17 protein-coding genes and 1 tRNA gene are annotated in these 14,052 nt (G+C 64.0%); 8 read left to right on the forward strand and 10 right to left on the reverse strand.

The annotated features are described in order from the left end of the window. Positions 1-24: 24 nt before the first annotated feature. The 6 genes from grxD to Q4G14_RS12790 all read left to right on the forward strand — a co-directional run bounded on the left by grxD (position 25) and on the right by Q4G14_RS12790 (position 5,678). A complete protein-coding gene (gene grxD, locus Q4G14_RS12765; RefSeq protein ID WP_303362140.1) occupies positions 25-387 on the forward strand; it encodes a Grx4 family monothiol glutaredoxin in 363 nt (120 codons plus the stop codon). A gap of 117 nt (positions 388-504) precedes the next feature. Further along, positions 505-1,461 carry a TAXI family TRAP transporter solute-binding subunit gene (locus tag Q4G14_RS12770; RefSeq protein WP_303362141.1) on the forward strand — a complete coding sequence of 319 codons (957 nt, stop codon included), beginning with the start codon at positions 505-507 and terminating at the stop codon, positions 1,459-1,461. A 71-nt stretch (positions 1,462-1,532) separates the two neighbouring features. Then, positions 1,533-3,644, forward strand: a complete 2,112-nt coding sequence (locus Q4G14_RS12775) for a TRAP transporter permease (RefSeq protein WP_303362142.1) — start codon at positions 1,533-1,535, stop codon at positions 3,642-3,644. A gap of 11 nt (positions 3,645-3,655) precedes the next feature. Next, positions 3,656-4,000 (forward strand): DUF1850 domain-containing protein, encoded by a 345-nt coding sequence (locus tag Q4G14_RS12780; protein ID WP_303362143.1) that lies wholly within the window; start codon positions 3,656-3,658, stop codon positions 3,998-4,000. 57 nt (positions 4,001-4,057) lie between these two features. Further along, a complete protein-coding gene (lhgO, locus tag Q4G14_RS12785) occupies positions 4,058-5,260 on the forward strand; it encodes an L-2-hydroxyglutarate oxidase (protein WP_303362144.1) in 1,203 nt (400 codons plus the stop codon). A 52-nt stretch (positions 5,261-5,312) separates the two neighbouring features. Continuing rightward, complete coding sequence (locus Q4G14_RS12790) at positions 5,313-5,678, forward strand: hypothetical protein (protein ID WP_303362145.1); 366 nt, start codon at positions 5,313-5,315, stop codon at positions 5,676-5,678. Between the two features lie 39 nt (positions 5,679-5,717). Here the strand turns inward: Q4G14_RS12790 and Q4G14_RS12795 are convergent, their stop codons facing one another. Both Q4G14_RS12795 and Q4G14_RS12800 read right to left on the reverse strand, forming a co-directional pair. Next, on the reverse strand, positions 5,718-6,422 hold the full coding sequence (locus Q4G14_RS12795; protein WP_303362146.1) for a phage holin family protein: 705 nt from the start codon (positions 6,420-6,422) through the stop codon (positions 5,718-5,720). Between the two features lie 9 nt (positions 6,423-6,431). Beyond that, entirely contained in the window at positions 6,432-6,890 is a 459-nt protein-coding gene (locus Q4G14_RS12800; RefSeq protein WP_303362147.1) for a DUF883 domain-containing protein, read from the reverse strand. A gap of 65 nt (positions 6,891-6,955) precedes the next feature. On the opposite strand from Q4G14_RS12800, the gene Q4G14_RS12805 reads away from it, so the two are divergent. After that, positions 6,956-8,179, forward strand: coding sequence for an amidohydrolase (locus Q4G14_RS12805; protein ID WP_303362148.1), 1,224 nt, complete (start codon positions 6,956-6,958; stop codon positions 8,177-8,179). A gap of 6 nt (positions 8,180-8,185) precedes the next feature. On the opposite strand, the gene Q4G14_RS12810 is transcribed toward Q4G14_RS12805, so the two are convergent. After that, positions 8,186-8,262 (reverse strand) — tRNA-His (locus Q4G14_RS12810). A gap of 95 nt (positions 8,263-8,357) precedes the next feature. On the opposite strand from Q4G14_RS12810, the gene Q4G14_RS12815 reads away from it, so the two are divergent. Continuing rightward, positions 8,358-8,585: a DUF6324 family protein gene (locus tag Q4G14_RS12815; RefSeq protein ID WP_303362149.1), complete on the forward strand. Its 228-nt coding sequence runs from the start codon at positions 8,358-8,360 to the stop codon at positions 8,583-8,585. On the opposite strand, the gene Q4G14_RS12820 is transcribed toward Q4G14_RS12815, so the two are convergent. From Q4G14_RS12820 to Q4G14_RS12850, 7 genes are all read right to left on the reverse strand, one after another. Beyond that, entirely contained in the window at positions 8,566-9,033 is a 468-nt protein-coding gene (locus Q4G14_RS12820) for an MmcB family DNA repair protein (RefSeq protein ID WP_303362168.1), read from the reverse strand. The two genes, Q4G14_RS12815 and Q4G14_RS12820, sit on opposite strands and share 20 nt — an antisense overlap. A 360-nt stretch (positions 9,034-9,393) precedes the next feature. Then, the gene (locus Q4G14_RS12825) at positions 9,394-10,266 is read right to left on the reverse strand and encodes a YdiY family protein (RefSeq protein ID WP_303362150.1); all 873 of its coding nucleotides are present in this window, start codon (positions 10,264-10,266) and stop codon (positions 9,394-9,396) included. Between the two features lie 398 nt (positions 10,267-10,664). After that, the gene (locus Q4G14_RS12830; RefSeq protein WP_303362151.1) at positions 10,665-10,985 is read right to left on the reverse strand and encodes a hypothetical protein; all 321 of its coding nucleotides are present in this window, start codon (positions 10,983-10,985) and stop codon (positions 10,665-10,667) included. Between the two features lie 76 nt (positions 10,986-11,061). Continuing rightward, positions 11,062-11,523 (reverse strand): transcription antitermination factor NusB, encoded by a 462-nt coding sequence (gene nusB / locus Q4G14_RS12835; protein WP_303362152.1) that lies wholly within the window; start codon positions 11,521-11,523, stop codon positions 11,062-11,064. After that, complete coding sequence (locus Q4G14_RS12840; RefSeq protein ID WP_303362153.1) at positions 11,520-12,071, reverse strand: 6,7-dimethyl-8-ribityllumazine synthase; 552 nt, start codon at positions 12,069-12,071, stop codon at positions 11,520-11,522. Before Q4G14_RS12840 ends, nusB begins: the two co-directional genes overlap by 4 nt. A gap of 3 nt (positions 12,072-12,074) precedes the next feature. Next, a complete protein-coding gene (gene ribB, locus Q4G14_RS12845; RefSeq protein WP_303362154.1) occupies positions 12,075-13,193 on the reverse strand; it encodes a 3,4-dihydroxy-2-butanone-4-phosphate synthase in 1,119 nt (372 codons plus the stop codon). Between the two features lie 39 nt (positions 13,194-13,232). Beyond that, a complete protein-coding gene (locus Q4G14_RS12850) occupies positions 13,233-13,820 on the reverse strand; it encodes a riboflavin synthase (protein WP_303362155.1) in 588 nt (195 codons plus the stop codon). Between the last annotated feature and the right edge of the window lie 232 nt (positions 13,821-14,052).

Genomic DNA, 14,052 nt, shown 5'->3' on the forward strand with positions numbered 1-14,052 from the left:
ATCAACCACAAGGACAACCGAAAAATGAGCGATGCGCAGGCGCAGATCCGCGAGACTGTCGATGGCAATGACGTGGTGCTGTTCATGAAGGGCACCAAGGAAATGCCGCAATGCGGTTTTTCCAGCCGCGTGGCCGGGGTGCTGAACTATATGGGCGTCGATTACCGCGACGTGAACGTGCTGGCCGATGAAGGCGTCCGTCAGGGCATCAAGGATTTTTCCGACTGGCCGACGATCCCGCAGCTTTACGTCAAAGGCGAATTCGTCGGCGGCTGCGACATCGTGACCGAAATGACCCTCTCGGGCGAGCTGGACCAGTTGTTCGATCAAAAGGGCGTCTCTTACGACAAAGAGGCCGCCGACCGCATCCGCGAGGCGAATGCCTGATAAAGCGGCGCCTGCTTCGACGGCAGGCGCCCCGACCTGACTTTCGGTCAGTTGTGCTTTGACCGATCTCGTGTTCACTCTTAAGGTCACAGAGACTGACCAACAGGAGGAGAACACATGACAACCCGCTTTCGGCTGGCCGCCGCCGCCCTTGGTGCCGCACTGGCCGTAACGCCCCTGACCGCAAAGGCGGAAACCTTTATCAACGTGCTGACCGGCGGAACCTCGGGGGTGTATTACCCGATGGGTGTGGCCATGTCGCGCATCTATTCCGAACATATCCCCGACGTTCGCGTGCAGGTGCAAGCCACCAAGGCCAGCGTGGAAAACCTGAACCTGCTGCAACAGGGGCGCGGCGAGATCGGCTTTTCGCTGGGCGATTCCGTGAAAATGGCCGCCGAGGGCGACCCCGAGGCCGGTTTCCGCGCCCCGCTGGACAATCTGCGCGGCATCGCCGCGATTTATCCGAACTATATCCAGATCGTCGCCAGCGAGGCATCGGGCATCAAGACGCTGGATGATCTGCGCGGCAAATCGCTGTCGGTCGGCGCGCCGCGTTCGGGCACCGAACTGAATGCCCGCGCCATTCTGGACGCCGCCGGGATGAGCTATGACGATCTGGGCAAGGTCGAATACCTGCCCTTCGCGGAATCGGTCGAGCTGATTAAAAACCGTCAGCTTGACGCGACGCTGCAATCGGCGGGGCTTGGCGTTGCCTCGCTCAAGGATCTGGCGACCTCGGTTCCGGTGCAGGTCGTGTCCGTTCCCGCCGACATCGCGGAAAAGCTGGGCGCGCCCTATGCTGCGGGCGAAATTCCGGCGGGCACCTATGACGGGCAGGCCGAGGCCGTGCCGACCGTGACGATCATCAACTTTCTGATCTCGCACGATGGCGTGGACGAAGAAATTGCCTATCAGATGACCAAATCGCTGTTTGATAACGTCGAGCAGTTGAAAACCGCTCATGCGGCGGCAAGCGCGATTGACCTGCAAACCGCCGCGCAGAATATGCCGGTGCCGCTGCATCCGGGTGCCAGGCGGTTCTATGACGAACAGGGCGTGGCCACCGAATAAGCGGCCCTGCGACACTCAAGGCGCGGGCCGCCCCAGGCCCCGCCGCATAAAATCACCAATAGGGACGACAGATGAGCCAGCCGACCGAACCCCTGCACGCCCCGCCAGCAGGCAACCCTGATCTGGGCATTCACGATCCGCTGGCCGACAGCTTTCCCGCGACGACGCAGGGCAAGGTTCTGTTCTGGCTGGCGGTCGCCTTTTCGCTGTTCCAGATCGGATCGGCGGCGCATCTGTTCGACCTGCCCAGCCAGATCCTGCGCGCGGTCCACGTTGGTTTCCTGACCGCGCTGGCCTTTCCGCTGATGGCGGCGCTGCGGGGTGTCGCCCTGCCGCTGCGTGCGCTGGCATGGGGCTTTGCGCTGGCGGGTGTCGCTGTCGCGGCCTATCAGTGGATCGAATACCGCGACCTGATCTTCCGCGAGGGCGACCCGAACCAGATGGACCTGATTATGGGGTCGATCGCGCTGATCGTGGTGTTCGCCGCCGCGTGGGTCATCATGGGTCCGGCGCTGCCGATCATCGCCGGGCTGTTTCTGGGATACTGCTTCTTTGGCGAATACCTGCCCCGGCCGCTGAACCATCGCGGCTATGACTTCTGGCAGGTCATCACGCATATGTCCTTTGGCACCGAGGGGATTTACGGCATCCCCACCTATGTCAGTTCGACCTATATCTTTCTGTTCATCCTGTTCGGGGCGTTTCTGGAAAAGGCCGGGATGATCCGGCTGTTTACCGATGTATCGCTGGGGCTGGTCGGGCATCGCATGGGCGGCGCGGCCAAGGTGGCGGTGGTGTCGTCGGGGCTGATGGGCACGATTTCCGGTTCCGGCGTGGCCAATGTCGTCACCACCGGGCAGTTCACCATCCCGCTGATGAAACGCTTTGGCTATCGTCCCGCCTTTGCCGGCGGGGTCGAGGCGACCGCCTCGATGGGCGGGCAGATCATGCCGCCGGTGATGGGCGCGGTCGCCTTTATCATGGCCGAGACGCTGGGTATCCCCTATCTGGAAGTGGTCAAGGCCGCGATCATTCCCGCCATCCTGTATTTCGCCGGCGCCTTCTGGATGGTCCATCTCGAGGCCGGGCGCATGAACCTGCGCGGCATGTCGCGCGACCAACTGCCCTCGGCGCTTGGGGCGCTGAAGGCCGGGTGGTATCTGATCCTGCCGCTGGCGGTGCTGGTCTGGCTGCTGTTTTCGGGCTTTACGCCGCTGTTCGCGGGCACCGTCGGCCTTGCGCTGACGATGATGCTGATCCTTGGCGCATCCATCGTGCTGGGCCTGCCTGCCGGGGTGATCCGGGTGATCTTCTGGGTCGGGCTGGGGCTGCTGGCGGCGGCGCTGATGCGCATCTCCGAGGTGTGGCTGTGGTATGGCGTCATGGCGCTGATCGTGCTTGCCGTGCTGACGGCGCAGGGGCGGCTGACCATCGGGCAGGTGATCGACAGTCTGGCCGAAGGCGCGAAAACCGCCCTGCCCGTCGGCATCGCCTGCGCCCTGGTCGGCGTCATCATCGGCACGATGACCCTGACCGGCGCGGCCAACACCTTTGGCATCTTCATCGTCAGCGTCGGCGAAAGCAGCCTGCTGCTGTCGCTGATCCTGACCATGATTACCTGCCTGATCCTTGGCATGGGCATCCCCACGATCCCGAACTATATCATCACCTCGTCCATCGCCGGACCGGCGCTGTATGAGCTGGGCGTGCCGCTGATCGTCAGCCATATGTTCGTGTTCTATTTCGGCATTCTGGCCGACCTGACCCCTCCGGTCGCGCTGGCCTGCTTTGCCGCCGCGCCGATTGCGCGGGAAAGCGGGCTGCGCATCAGCTTTCAGGCGATCAAGATCGCGGCGGCGGGGTTCGTGATCCCGTTCATGGCGGTCTATACCCCGGCGCTGATGCTGCAATCCGGCGGCCCGCTGGCCGAGGCCATCGGCTTTCTGCCGGCGGTGATCTACATCGTGGTGAAATGCGCGCTGTCCATCGTGCTGTGGGGCGTGGCGGTGGTCGGCTGGCTGGTCTATCCGCTGCCGGTCTGGATGCGCGCCATCGCGATGATCGCCGCCTTTACCCTGATCGCCGCCATGGCCGTCACCGATGAGGTCGGTTTTGCGCTGGCCGCCGTTCTGGGCCTTGTCTGGTGGCGCGGCCTGAAATCGCGCGCCGCCACAACGGCATGAGCGGTTGCCTGATGGTCGGTGCCGCTATGCTGATGCTGGGTGGCACCGGCTTTCAACTGGAATGGACCCATTCCGTCGAACGCAGCGGCTGGCGCGAGGATTGGCGGATCGAGGGCGACAGCCTGCGCCTGACCCGCGCCGCCGTGCGCGGATCTGGTGCCGGGATGGAGCCGGGCGCGGGCGCGCAATTGCAGAACGGCTGGTGGGTCTGGTCGCCCGACCTGCCGCCGCAACCCGCGCTGCTGCTGGCGGCCTCGGGCGCGACCGGCGGCGGCTGGCGCTTGTGCGAGGGCGACCGCTGCCAGACCATCGGCACCAGCGCCAGCGATCCCATCCAGATCAGGCCCTGCCCATGACCTCTGCCCCCCTTTGCACCGCCGCACGGCCCGCTGTTTCTTGTCTGGATAACGCCCATGTCCCATTTGCATCCTGATCTGGTCGTCGTCGGTGGCGGCATCCTTGGCCTTGCGACCGCGGCCGAGGCGCAGCGGCGCGACCCTACCGCGCGGGTGTTGGTGCTGGAACAGGAACCCCAGCTTGCCAGCCATCAGACCGGGCGCAATTCCGGGGTGATCCACGCCGGGGTGTATTATCCGGCGGGCAGTCTCAAGGCGCGGTTCTGCCGCGAAGGGGCCGCCGCCACCCGCGCCTTTTGCGAATCCGAGGGCATCCGCCACGACACCTGCGGCAAGCTGATCGTCGCCACGCAGGAAGCCGAGGTTCCCCGGATGCAGGCCCTGCTGGAACGCGCCCGCGCGAACGGCATCGACATCACCCCGCTGCCCGGCGACGAAGCCCGGCGGATCGAGCCGAACATCCGCGCCGTCGCCGCGCTGATTTCACCCGCGACCGGGATCACCGATTTCGCGGCGATTGCACGGCGGATGGCCGAACGGATCACCCTTGCGGGCGGCGAGATCCGCAGCGGCGTCACCGTCACCGGCGGGGCGGAAACCGCGCAAGAGGTGCGCTTGCAGACCAGCGCCGGGCCGGTAACTGCGGGGCGCGTGGTGTTTTGTTGCGGGCTGTGGGCCGACCGGATGGCGCGGCAATTCGGCGCCCGCCCCGACAGTGCCCCCGATTTCCGCATCATCCCGTTTCGCGGCGAATATTTCCGCATTCTGAACCAGTCGCCCGATCTGGTGCGCCATCTGATCTATCCCGTCCCCGATCCTGACCGGCCGTTTCTGGGCGTTCACCTGACGCGCAAGCTGGACGGCGGCTTTACCGTCGGCCCGAATGCCGTGCTGGCTGGCGCGCGCGACGGCTATGCCAAGACCCGTGTCAGCCCGCGCGACCTGCGCGATGCACTGGCCTTTCCCGGCTTTTGGCGGATGCTGCGGCGCAATGCTGCGCCTGCCTTTTCTGAACTGGCGGGTTCGCTGTCGCGGCGGCTGTATCTGCAAAAGGTGCGCCGCTATTGCCCGCAGATCGGGCTGGCGGACCTTGCGCCCTATCGGCCCGGCATCCGGGCACAGGCGGTTGCGGCAGACGGGCGGCTGATCGACGACTTTCTGTTCGCCCGCACGCCGCGCACCCTGCATGTCTGCAACGCGCCGTCGCCTGCCGCAACGGCAGCCATGCCGATCGCAGCATACATCCTGAACCAGTTGTAGAATAAACAAAAATTTTATTGAGCGATGACCAAACGCCGTTCACATTGCCGCCATGACACAGCGGCCGCTTCACTTTTGCATTATCGAGCGCGATCTGTTTATCGCCTCGGATATGCGTGCCGGGCTGGAACTGGCCAGCCCCGGCTGCCATGTGCATCACCTGCGCGACATGGACGAAGTGAACGGCAGCACGCCGGAAAACGGCACGATCTTTATCACCAAGCTGGCACTGGCTGATCTGGACCCAAGCGGCCTGCATGCTCTCGCGCAGCGTGTGCAGGGGCGGATCGTTCTGCGCGATGGCACCGACAGCGAAGACGCGGTGATCGGCCAAGGGCACGACCGCCTGCCCTCGCCCTTTTCCAACCGCGATCTTCGCGAACTGGTCGAGCGTCTGCACAACGGCGGGGCAGAATAAATCAGAATAAAACAGCCCCCTTGGGGGCTGCTTTCTTCGTCAATACCGCCGGTCGTCATAGGGATCGTCATACCATTCCGGGTCAACGTCCTGATCGCTGCGGCGCCAGTCCTGCACCTTGGATGCCAGGGCCACACCCACGGCAAGCGCACCGACCAGCTTGGCCATGCTGCCCGCATTGGTGTTCGCGGCTTCGCTGACCTTGTGACCGGCGTCACGGGCCATGCGGCGGGCCTCGTCCACCTTTTCCTGCGCCGTGTTCAGGTTTTCCGCCGTCAGACCCACGCTGCGGGCCGTGTTGCGGGCGAACCCATAGGCGCTGCGTTCGGCATCGCCGACAACCTTGCTGGCCTGATAGCTGGCGCGGTCGATCAGCGAATGCACCCGGTTTTCGGCCATATCGGCAAAGCGGGCGGCCTCGGACTGAGCGCGGTTCATGGCAGCATCCGCCGCAAGGCTGATCCGCGCCTCGACCTCGGCCTTCAGGTCATCCGTGGTCGGCGGCTGGTGACGCACCTTGCCCGCAACCAGCATCACGATGACACCGATCACGACAAAGCCACCCCCCACCGCCAGCGAGGCCATGGTGGACCCCCACCCCAGATCAGTGGCCAGAAAGCTCCACAGCGCGGCCAGCAGAAACCCGGCACCAACGGCGATCACCACCCCGGCAGCGGCCTTGAAGGCCGTCCGCCGTGCGGTGTCCGCCAGCGCCAGTTTCATATTGCGCGCATAATCGAACATGACTGCCCCTTACCGGCGCGCCGCCAGAACCAGACCGATCAGAAAGCCGACGCCAGCCGCAATCCCAAGGGCCTGAGCAGGCTTGCGGCGGACCAGATCGGACAGTTCGTCATAGCGTTCTTCGGCATAATGGGCGGCGTCGCCCGCGTGACGGCGGCCTTCCTCATACAGATGATGCGCCTTGTCGCGGGCAATCGCGGCATATTCCTCGCCGGTTTCGCGCGCCATATCGGCATATTCGCGGCCCACCTCGCGCGCCTGATCCAGCACTTCCTGACCTTTGTCTTTCAGGCGCGACACGGGGTCGTTGCCGGTCAGTTCGTCGATCTTGCTGCGGGCATCGGATGCCAGACGGCTGACGCCGGATTTTACATCATCCGCCGTCTCGCGGGCGGCGTCACGCACATCGCGCGCGGCGTCGCGGGCATCATTTTTCAGTTCTTCGGCAGTCTTGTCGTGATTGGACATGGAAGGACTCCTTAGTCTGCAATAGGTTGTCGGGGAAAGAACAAGGGGCGGGGCGGGATTGTTCCATGACGAACGATAAATATTTGCAAAACCTCAGCCTGTGGGCCGAGGCGAATCAGGATCTGCCCGAGATCGGCCAGCCCGGTGACGGCGCGCTGATCGACACGCTGATCGCGCTGCGCCACCGGCTGCACCGCAGCCCCGATCTGTCAGGCGATGAAGGCCAGACCGCCGCCCTGATCGCCGAGGTGCTGCGCAACACCAGGCCTGACGATCTGCTGACCGGGCTGGGTGGCCACGGCGTTGCCGCGATCTGGCGCGGGGCCGCCCCCGGTCCCACCGTGATGCTGCGCGCCGAGCTGGACGGCCTGCCGATCCACGAACAATCCGATGCCCCGTATCGCAGCACCCTGCCGGGCAAGGCGCATATGTGCGGCCACGACGGGCATATGGCGATTCTCGCCGGGGTTGCGACGCTGATCGGCGCGCGGCGTCCGGCGCGCGGGCGCGTCATCCTGCTGTTCCAGCCCGCCGAGGAAAACGGCATGGGCGCGGCCTCTGTCATCACCGATCCCCGCTGGCCACAGATCGCGCCCTATTACGCCTTTGCGATCCACAATATGCCGGGCGTCCCGCTGGGTCACGCCCGCCTTGCGCCGGGTGCCGCCAACTGCGCCTCGCGCGGGCTGCGGCTGCGGCTGAGCGGGCGCACGGCCCATGCCAGCCAGCCCGATACCGGCATTTCCCCCGTCCCGGCACTGGCGGCGCTGATCCCGGCGCTTGGCGCGCTGTCACACGGCAGCGGCCCGCAGGACAGCGGCTTTCGGCTGGCGACCGTGACCCATGCGCGCCTTGGCGATGCGAGCTTTGGCGTTGCGCCGGGCGATGCCGAACTATGGGTGACGCTGCGCAGCCGCGATGACGATGGCATGGCCGACCTGCTGAATCAGGCGCAGACCCTGGCCCAGCAAACCGCCGACACGCACCGGCTGGGCCTGACGATCAGCCATGACGACATCTTCCCCGCCTGCACCAACGACGCCCGCGCCACGCTGATCCTGCAAGACGCGCTGGATGCCGAGGGAATCACCCGCTCGACCGCCGACCTGCCCATGCGCGCATCCGAAGACTTTGGCCGCTTTGGCCGCGCCGGCGTGCGTTCCGCAATGGTGCTGCTGGGGGCGGGCGACGGACCTGCGCTGCATAACCCGGATTACGACTTTCCCGACGCGCTGATCCCGGTCGGCCTGCGCCTGATGCGCCGGGTGCTGTTCGATCTTCTGGACTAAGGGGGATGGTACCGCCTCCCCGGCTCGAACGGGGGACCTCTAGATCCACAATCTAGCGCTCTAACCAACTGAGCTAAGGCGGCACAGGGCGTGTCCATAAACCGCCCCGCGCGCTGATGCAAGCCCGACTTGCCGGGAATTTTCATGCGCGTTAAGCAGGGGCAAAAGGAACCAAGCCATGAGCATCAACAAACAAAGCGACATCGCCGCCAACCTGCAAATCGGCCCCACCGATCAGGGCATGGTGCGCATCTATGTCGAGGCCGAAGGCGGAATCGAACTGCCGCTGGATTTCGACCCGGACGAGGCGCTGGAAATCGCCGAAGAACTGGCCGCCGCCGCCGAAGCAGCCCGCAGCATGGACGCCCCGGCCCCGGCCGGCAAACCTAAAGCCCCCCGTCGCTGATAACAGCAGGATCAACCGCCCCGTGCAGCCGCAACGCCGCCGCACGGGCGAAATCGCGGGTGATCCGGCTGCGCCGCGCAGCAGCCAACCGCATCTCTTGCGGCATCCGGGCCAGTTCGGCGCCATAGGCATCGGCCAGAATCAGCCCGGTGTCGGGCGGCAGCAGATCGACCGGAAAATCGGCATCCACAGCCCAGAAATAACGGTCGCACCAATCCAGATACCCGCCCCACTTGCGATCCCCGGCAAAATCGGCGCGGCAGCTTTTGCATTCGACGATCCAGATTTCGCCCTTGGGACCAAGGGTTATCAGATCGACACGCAACCCGCGCACCGGGACAAATTCAGTCAGAACCGCATGGCCCAGACTGCGCAACAACCGCGCCGCACCGCGCGCCAGCCGCTGTCCGGGCATCAAAGGCAAAAGCTGATCCATGCGCGCCACCATGAACAAACCGAAAACAAAGCGCAAGCCGCTTCCTGTTTGCCCAAATACGCATACGACCTTGAAACCCGCGCAACAGCGCCTATCTTAGACAACCGGCGGGTTTCTGTTCTTCTCGCGTGCGGCCTTTTTTCCACTGGCCTATAAATTTTCCGAGGGGGCTGGCTCTGTCATGGCCCTGGCTATGTTACCCGGCGCCCACCTGATTAGTCAGGCTTTCGGGAAATCTGTTGCCGCCGCGGTCGCTACGGTTCCCGCCACCTGAAAACGCCGCCCTGCGGGGCGGCGTTTTTCATATCCGCCCGCAGCGCATGAAAAAGGGCGACCCGAAGGCCGCCCCCGTTCAGATCCGATCCGGTTGGATCAGAAGCCGTAAACCAGCGAAACACCCAGTTTGTTGTCGGTGCGGATTTCACGCTCCGACTGGTATTCGGTGGTGTAGGACACGCGGGTCGCGAAAGCGTCCGACATGCGCAGGTTCAGACCCAGCTCGTTGGTGATCGCGTCGCCAGCATCGCTCGACGACAGAATGTCGGTGTCGTTGGTGACAAAGACGTTCTCGTTGAAGCGGTGGTAGAAGCGCGAAGCCAGAATGTAACCGGTTTCGGTGGTCGAGCTTTCGTCGGCCAGACCGTCACGCTGGTTGGCGGTCGCGGTGTAGCGGATACCAACACCGGCCTGCACGCGCCAGGTGGTGTCCGGCGTGTTCAGAACGCGGTAACCCGGACCAAAGCCAAGGAAGCCGTCGCGACGCAGGTTGTCGCCTTCGGCCAGAGCGTCGGTGCTCAGACGGCCCAGAACGAAACCATACAGGCGGTCATCGAAGTAATACTGGCCATCATAGATGACGTAGGTTTCTTCTTTGTCCTTGGTGCCTTCGGTGTTTTCACCGAATTCCAGCAGCATACCCAGCGACTGTGCCCACTGACCCTGATTGTGGTTCAGGCGGGCGGCCAGAGCAAAGTCCTGCTCGTCGGTGTTGCCCGAGGAACCGGCATAGGTCAGCGCGACCGAACCGAACAGGCCCTGACGGCGGTCAGCCGGACCAAAGCGGTCACGGTCCTGCGAACGGGCAAAATCGTCACGAACGGCGTCTTCGACGTCGGTCATGGCTTCGTTAACTTCGGTAATGCCAGCAGCGTTTGCACCGGTGGCGATTTCCGACTGAGCGAAAGCAGGAACGGACAGAGCGACCAGAATGGCCGAAGCGCCGGCGAGGGAAGCGATATTTTTCATTTTACGACCTCATTGAGTAAGGTTTTCTTGCGGTCATCCCGGCTGTTGGGGCCGGAACATCCTTGCCATGCCGATTTAGTCCGCAGTGCCCGGATGGTTAAGGGGGGCAAGGCCGATCAATCCACCATTTGTCGCATCACGCGCCTGTGACCCCGATCGCGACGGCGGATTTCAGCCTACACGAAATCTTACAGAACCAAGGCGGAACTTTTACGCGACTGCAGTAAAACCCTTGTATTATTGAAACTTAAAGCGCCTCAACCGATGGTTGAGGCGCCGCCATTGTTACAGTTTTTTGTGATCGAAAATTTTTGCCTATTTTTTAGGCGGCACTTTCCGTTAACGTTAACCATGCCCCTGTTGCACAATCGACACGGCGAGATGTTAATAAATGGCCGTCAGGAACGCGACGCCGCCCGTTTCGACTCGACCGTGGCGCGGATCAGCGCGGGACGGGTAAACAAATGCTGGCGCAATCCGCCGCGCGGCGGGGTTTCCGGTTCGGCCATGCGCATCACCGCGATGGCAAATTGCACGCCGCCGAATACGATGGTGTTGAACACAACCAGCATCACCACCGCCAGCCAGCCGCCCCGGACATTCATGACCAGATGCTGCAAGTTGGCGACATTCAGCCCGATCAGCAGCGCAGTAAAGGCGACCGCGATGGCAAAGCCGATCAGAACATGGGTGATATAAAGACGGACAAGTTTGGGCATGACATGCTTCCTCGGCAGGGCTTGCCATCGATGATAGCACGTTTCCACCCCGCGACCAGAGGCAGCTTGCGCCGGGTCAGAAAGCGTCAGGCCGCAATTCGCGCGCCATATGGTCCAGCACGGCATTCACGAATTTCGGCTCGCGTCCCTCGGGGAAAAACGCCTCGGCCAGCCGCACATATTCGGTGATGACCACCTTGGGCGGAGTCGCCGGGGTCACAAGTTCGGCCCCTGCCGCCCGGAACAGGGCGCGCAGCACCGGGTCGATGCGGTCGATGGGCCATTTGGCGACCAGCGCGTGATCCGTGGCCTTGTCCACCTTGGATTGCCAGGTGACGGCATCATCGACCAGACGGCGGAACAGATTGGAATCGGCTTCGGGCGAAGGGGCATCGTCGTCTTCGACGCCGATGCGCCAATCCTCGAACTCGCGCATCACGCGGTCGGCGGATATGCCCGCGGCTTCCATCTGGAACAGGGCCTGCACGGCATACAGCCGCGCGGCTGCGCTGCGGGCGCGTTTGTCGGTCGGGGTCATACCGCGTTCCCCCCGTCGATGGCACCAGCCAGCCGCACCGGGTCGTGATCGGCGCGCAGCACCTCGCGCGCGGGGCGGGCGGTCCAGCGCCGTTGCAGGGCGATCAGGTGCAGCGCGGCAGCGGCAGCGCCGCCGCCCTTGTTCTGCCCGGCGGGATCGGCCCGCACCTCGGCCTGCGTGACGTTTTCCACCGTCAGAATGCCGTTGCCGATGGCATGGCCTTGCAGCCCCAGCTCCATCAACCCGCGCGAGCTGTCATTGCAAACCGTATCATAATGCGTCGTCTCGCCCCGGATGACACAGCCAAGCGCGACAAAGCCGTGATAATCGGCATGGCGCGCGGCCAGCCCGATGGCGGGCGGAATTTCCAGCGCGCCCGGCACCTGAACCACATCACAGACCGCCCCCGCCTGGGCTGCCACCGCCTGCGCACCGGCCACCAGATCAGCGGCAATCGCCTTGTAATAGGGCGCCACCACGATCAGCAGCCGCACCGGGCTGTCGAAACGCGGCAGGTCAAGCTGGTGATGTTCGATGCTGGCGGCCATGGCTTATTCCTTGGGAATCGGACGGGTTGAATGGATCGAAAGCCCGTAGGCGTCAAGCCCGACAACCTTCACCGGGGCGGAATTGGTCAGCAGGATCAGATCCGAAAGGCCCAGCGCCGACAGGATCTGCGCCCCCAGCCCATAGTTGCGCAGCGTATGCGCCCCCACCTCTCCGGGACGGGGCAACGCGGGCGACAGATCGCGGATCAGCACCACGACGCCGCGCCCCTCACGCGCGATTTCCTCCATCGCGATGGACAGATCACCGGCAGCTTCGCGCCCGATACCCAGCACATCATGCAGCGGGTCCAGCGCGTGCATCCGCACCAGCATCGGGCCGGGGGCGGTCAGGCTGCCCTTTATCAGCACGATATGTTCGGCCCCCTGCGTCACGTCGCTGAACACCCGCATATCCCATTCGCCGCCAAAGCGGCTGGTCACGGTGGATTGCGACTGCTGGCTGACCAGATTGTCATGGCGGCGGCGATAGGAAATCAGGTCGCTGATGGTGCCGATCTTCAGCCCGTGCTTTTGCGCAAAGCCGATCAGGTCGGGCAGCCGGGCCATGGTGCCGTCCTCGTTCATGATCTCGCAGATCACGCCCGAGGGGTTCAGCCCGGCCAGCCGCGCAATATCCACCGCCGCTTCGGTATGGCCCGCGCGCACCAGAACCCCGCCATCGCGCGCCCGCAGCGGGAACACATGGCCCGGCGAGGCAATATCGGCGGCCCCGCGGGTCGGGTCGATGGCCACGGAAATGGTGCGCGCCCGGTCATGGGCGGAAATGCCGGTGGTCACGCCCTCGCGCGCCTCGATCGACAGGGTAAAGGCGGTCTCGTGCCGGCTGGAGTTCTTGGACGACATCAGCGGCAGGCCAAGGGCGTCGATCCGGCTGCCCGGCATCGACAGGCAGATCAGCCCGCGCCCGTGCGTCGCCATAAAGTTGATCGCCTCGGGCGTGGCCATTTGCGCGGGGATGACCAGATCGCCTTCATTCTCGCGGTCTTCGTGATCGACCAGAATGAACATGCGTCCGTTGCGGGCATCGTTGATGATGTCTTCCACCGGCGAGATCACATCGGCCAGATCGCGCTCGACGGGACCGGGGTTTTCATACTGCATGGGCATATCCCTTAAAAATGCGTCGGCCAGACGACCCGTTCAGCCAAACTCGGCCAGCCGCGCAACATAGCGGGCCAGCGTGTCGATTTCCAGATTGACCGCATCGCCCGCCTGCGCCGCGCCCCAGTTCGTCACCTCACGCGTGTGTGGGATCAGGTTGATGCCAAAGCGCGTGCCGTCCACCTCGTTCACGGTCAGCGAGGTGCCGTTCAGCGCGACAGAGCCTTTGGGCGCAATGAACCGCGCCAGTGCGGCGGGGGCATCGAAGGTCAGGCGCAGGCTGTCGCCCTCGGGGCAGAGGTCCACGATCCGCGCCACGCCATCGACATGGCCGCTGACGATATGGCCGCCCAGTTCGTCGCCCACACGCAGCGCGCGTTCCAGATTGACGCGCTGCCCGCTGGCCCAGGTGCCCAGATTGGTTTTCGACAGGGTTTCGGCGGAAATATCAACGTCGAACCAGTCGTCGCCCTTGGCCACCACGGTCAGACACACCCCGTCGCAGGCGATCGAGGCGCCCAGATCGACGCCCGCCATATCATAGGCGCAGCCAATCCGCGCCCGCATATCGCCACGCATCTCGACCGTGCGCAGCGTGCCAATATCGGTGATGATCCCGGTGAACATGCCGTCCCCTTTTCCCATTCAGGCAGGTGCCCTATTGGCCTAGGCCATCGCCCGCGCGGGCGCAAGCAGGTGAAAACGCCCCTGCCCTGCCGAAAAGACAGGTTGAGTCTCTGATGATTATGGGTTTTTTAAATATTATGTGAGATCTGGCGAATATGTGCAGAGGAATAAGGCGCTGATCGCCCCCTGTGTGCGAAATTTGCTAACCGCGCCCCGCCATCGTCATCTGTCG

This window comes from Paracoccus sp. (in: a-proteobacteria), assembly GCF_030538755.1.
In the GTDB taxonomy this organism is placed as follows: domain Bacteria; phylum Pseudomonadota; class Alphaproteobacteria; order Rhodobacterales; family Rhodobacteraceae; genus Paracoccus.

Coding starts and splice junctions, on each gene's coding strand:
- Q4G14_RS12770 (WP_303362141.1), top strand. CDS start 505: ATGACAACCCGCTTTCGGCTGGCCGCCGCCGCCCTTGGTGCCGCACTG.
- grxD (WP_303362140.1), top strand. CDS start 25: ATGAGCGATGCGCAGGCGCAGATCCGCGAGACTGTCGATGGCAATGAC.
- lhgO (WP_303362144.1), top strand. CDS start 4,058: ATGTCCCATTTGCATCCTGATCTGGTCGTCGTCGGTGGCGGCATCCTT.
- Q4G14_RS12830 (WP_303362151.1), bottom strand. CDS start 10,985: ATGCCCAAACTTGTCCGTCTTTATATCACCCATGTTCTGATCGGCTTT.
- Q4G14_RS12825 (WP_303362150.1), bottom strand. CDS start 10,266: ATGAAAAATATCGCTTCCCTCGCCGGCGCTTCGGCCATTCTGGTCGCT.
- Q4G14_RS12775 (WP_303362142.1), top strand. CDS start 1,533: ATGAGCCAGCCGACCGAACCCCTGCACGCCCCGCCAGCAGGCAACCCT.
- ribB (WP_303362154.1), bottom strand. CDS start 13,193: ATGCAGTATGAAAACCCCGGTCCCGTCGAGCGCGATCTGGCCGATGTG.
- Q4G14_RS12805 (WP_303362148.1), top strand. CDS start 6,956: ATGACGAACGATAAATATTTGCAAAACCTCAGCCTGTGGGCCGAGGCG.
- Q4G14_RS12850 (WP_303362155.1), bottom strand. CDS start 13,820: ATGTTCACCGGGATCATCACCGATATTGGCACGCTGCGCACGGTCGAG.
- nusB (WP_303362152.1), bottom strand. CDS start 11,523: ATGACCCCGACCGACAAACGCGCCCGCAGCGCAGCCGCGCGGCTGTAT.
- Q4G14_RS12790 (WP_303362145.1), top strand. CDS start 5,313: ATGACACAGCGGCCGCTTCACTTTTGCATTATCGAGCGCGATCTGTTT.
- Q4G14_RS12800 (WP_303362147.1), bottom strand. CDS start 6,890: ATGTCCAATCACGACAAGACTGCCGAAGAACTGAAAAATGATGCCCGC.
- Q4G14_RS12795 (WP_303362146.1), bottom strand. CDS start 6,422: ATGTTCGATTATGCGCGCAATATGAAACTGGCGCTGGCGGACACCGCA.
- Q4G14_RS12815 (WP_303362149.1), top strand. CDS start 8,358: ATGAGCATCAACAAACAAAGCGACATCGCCGCCAACCTGCAAATCGGC.
- Q4G14_RS12780 (WP_303362143.1), top strand. CDS start 3,656: ATGGTCGGTGCCGCTATGCTGATGCTGGGTGGCACCGGCTTTCAACTG.
- Q4G14_RS12820 (WP_303362168.1), bottom strand. CDS start 9,033: ATGGTGGCGCGCATGGATCAGCTTTTGCCTTTGATGCCCGGACAGCGG.
- Q4G14_RS12840 (WP_303362153.1), bottom strand. CDS start 12,071: ATGGCCGCCAGCATCGAACATCACCAGCTTGACCTGCCGCGTTTCGAC.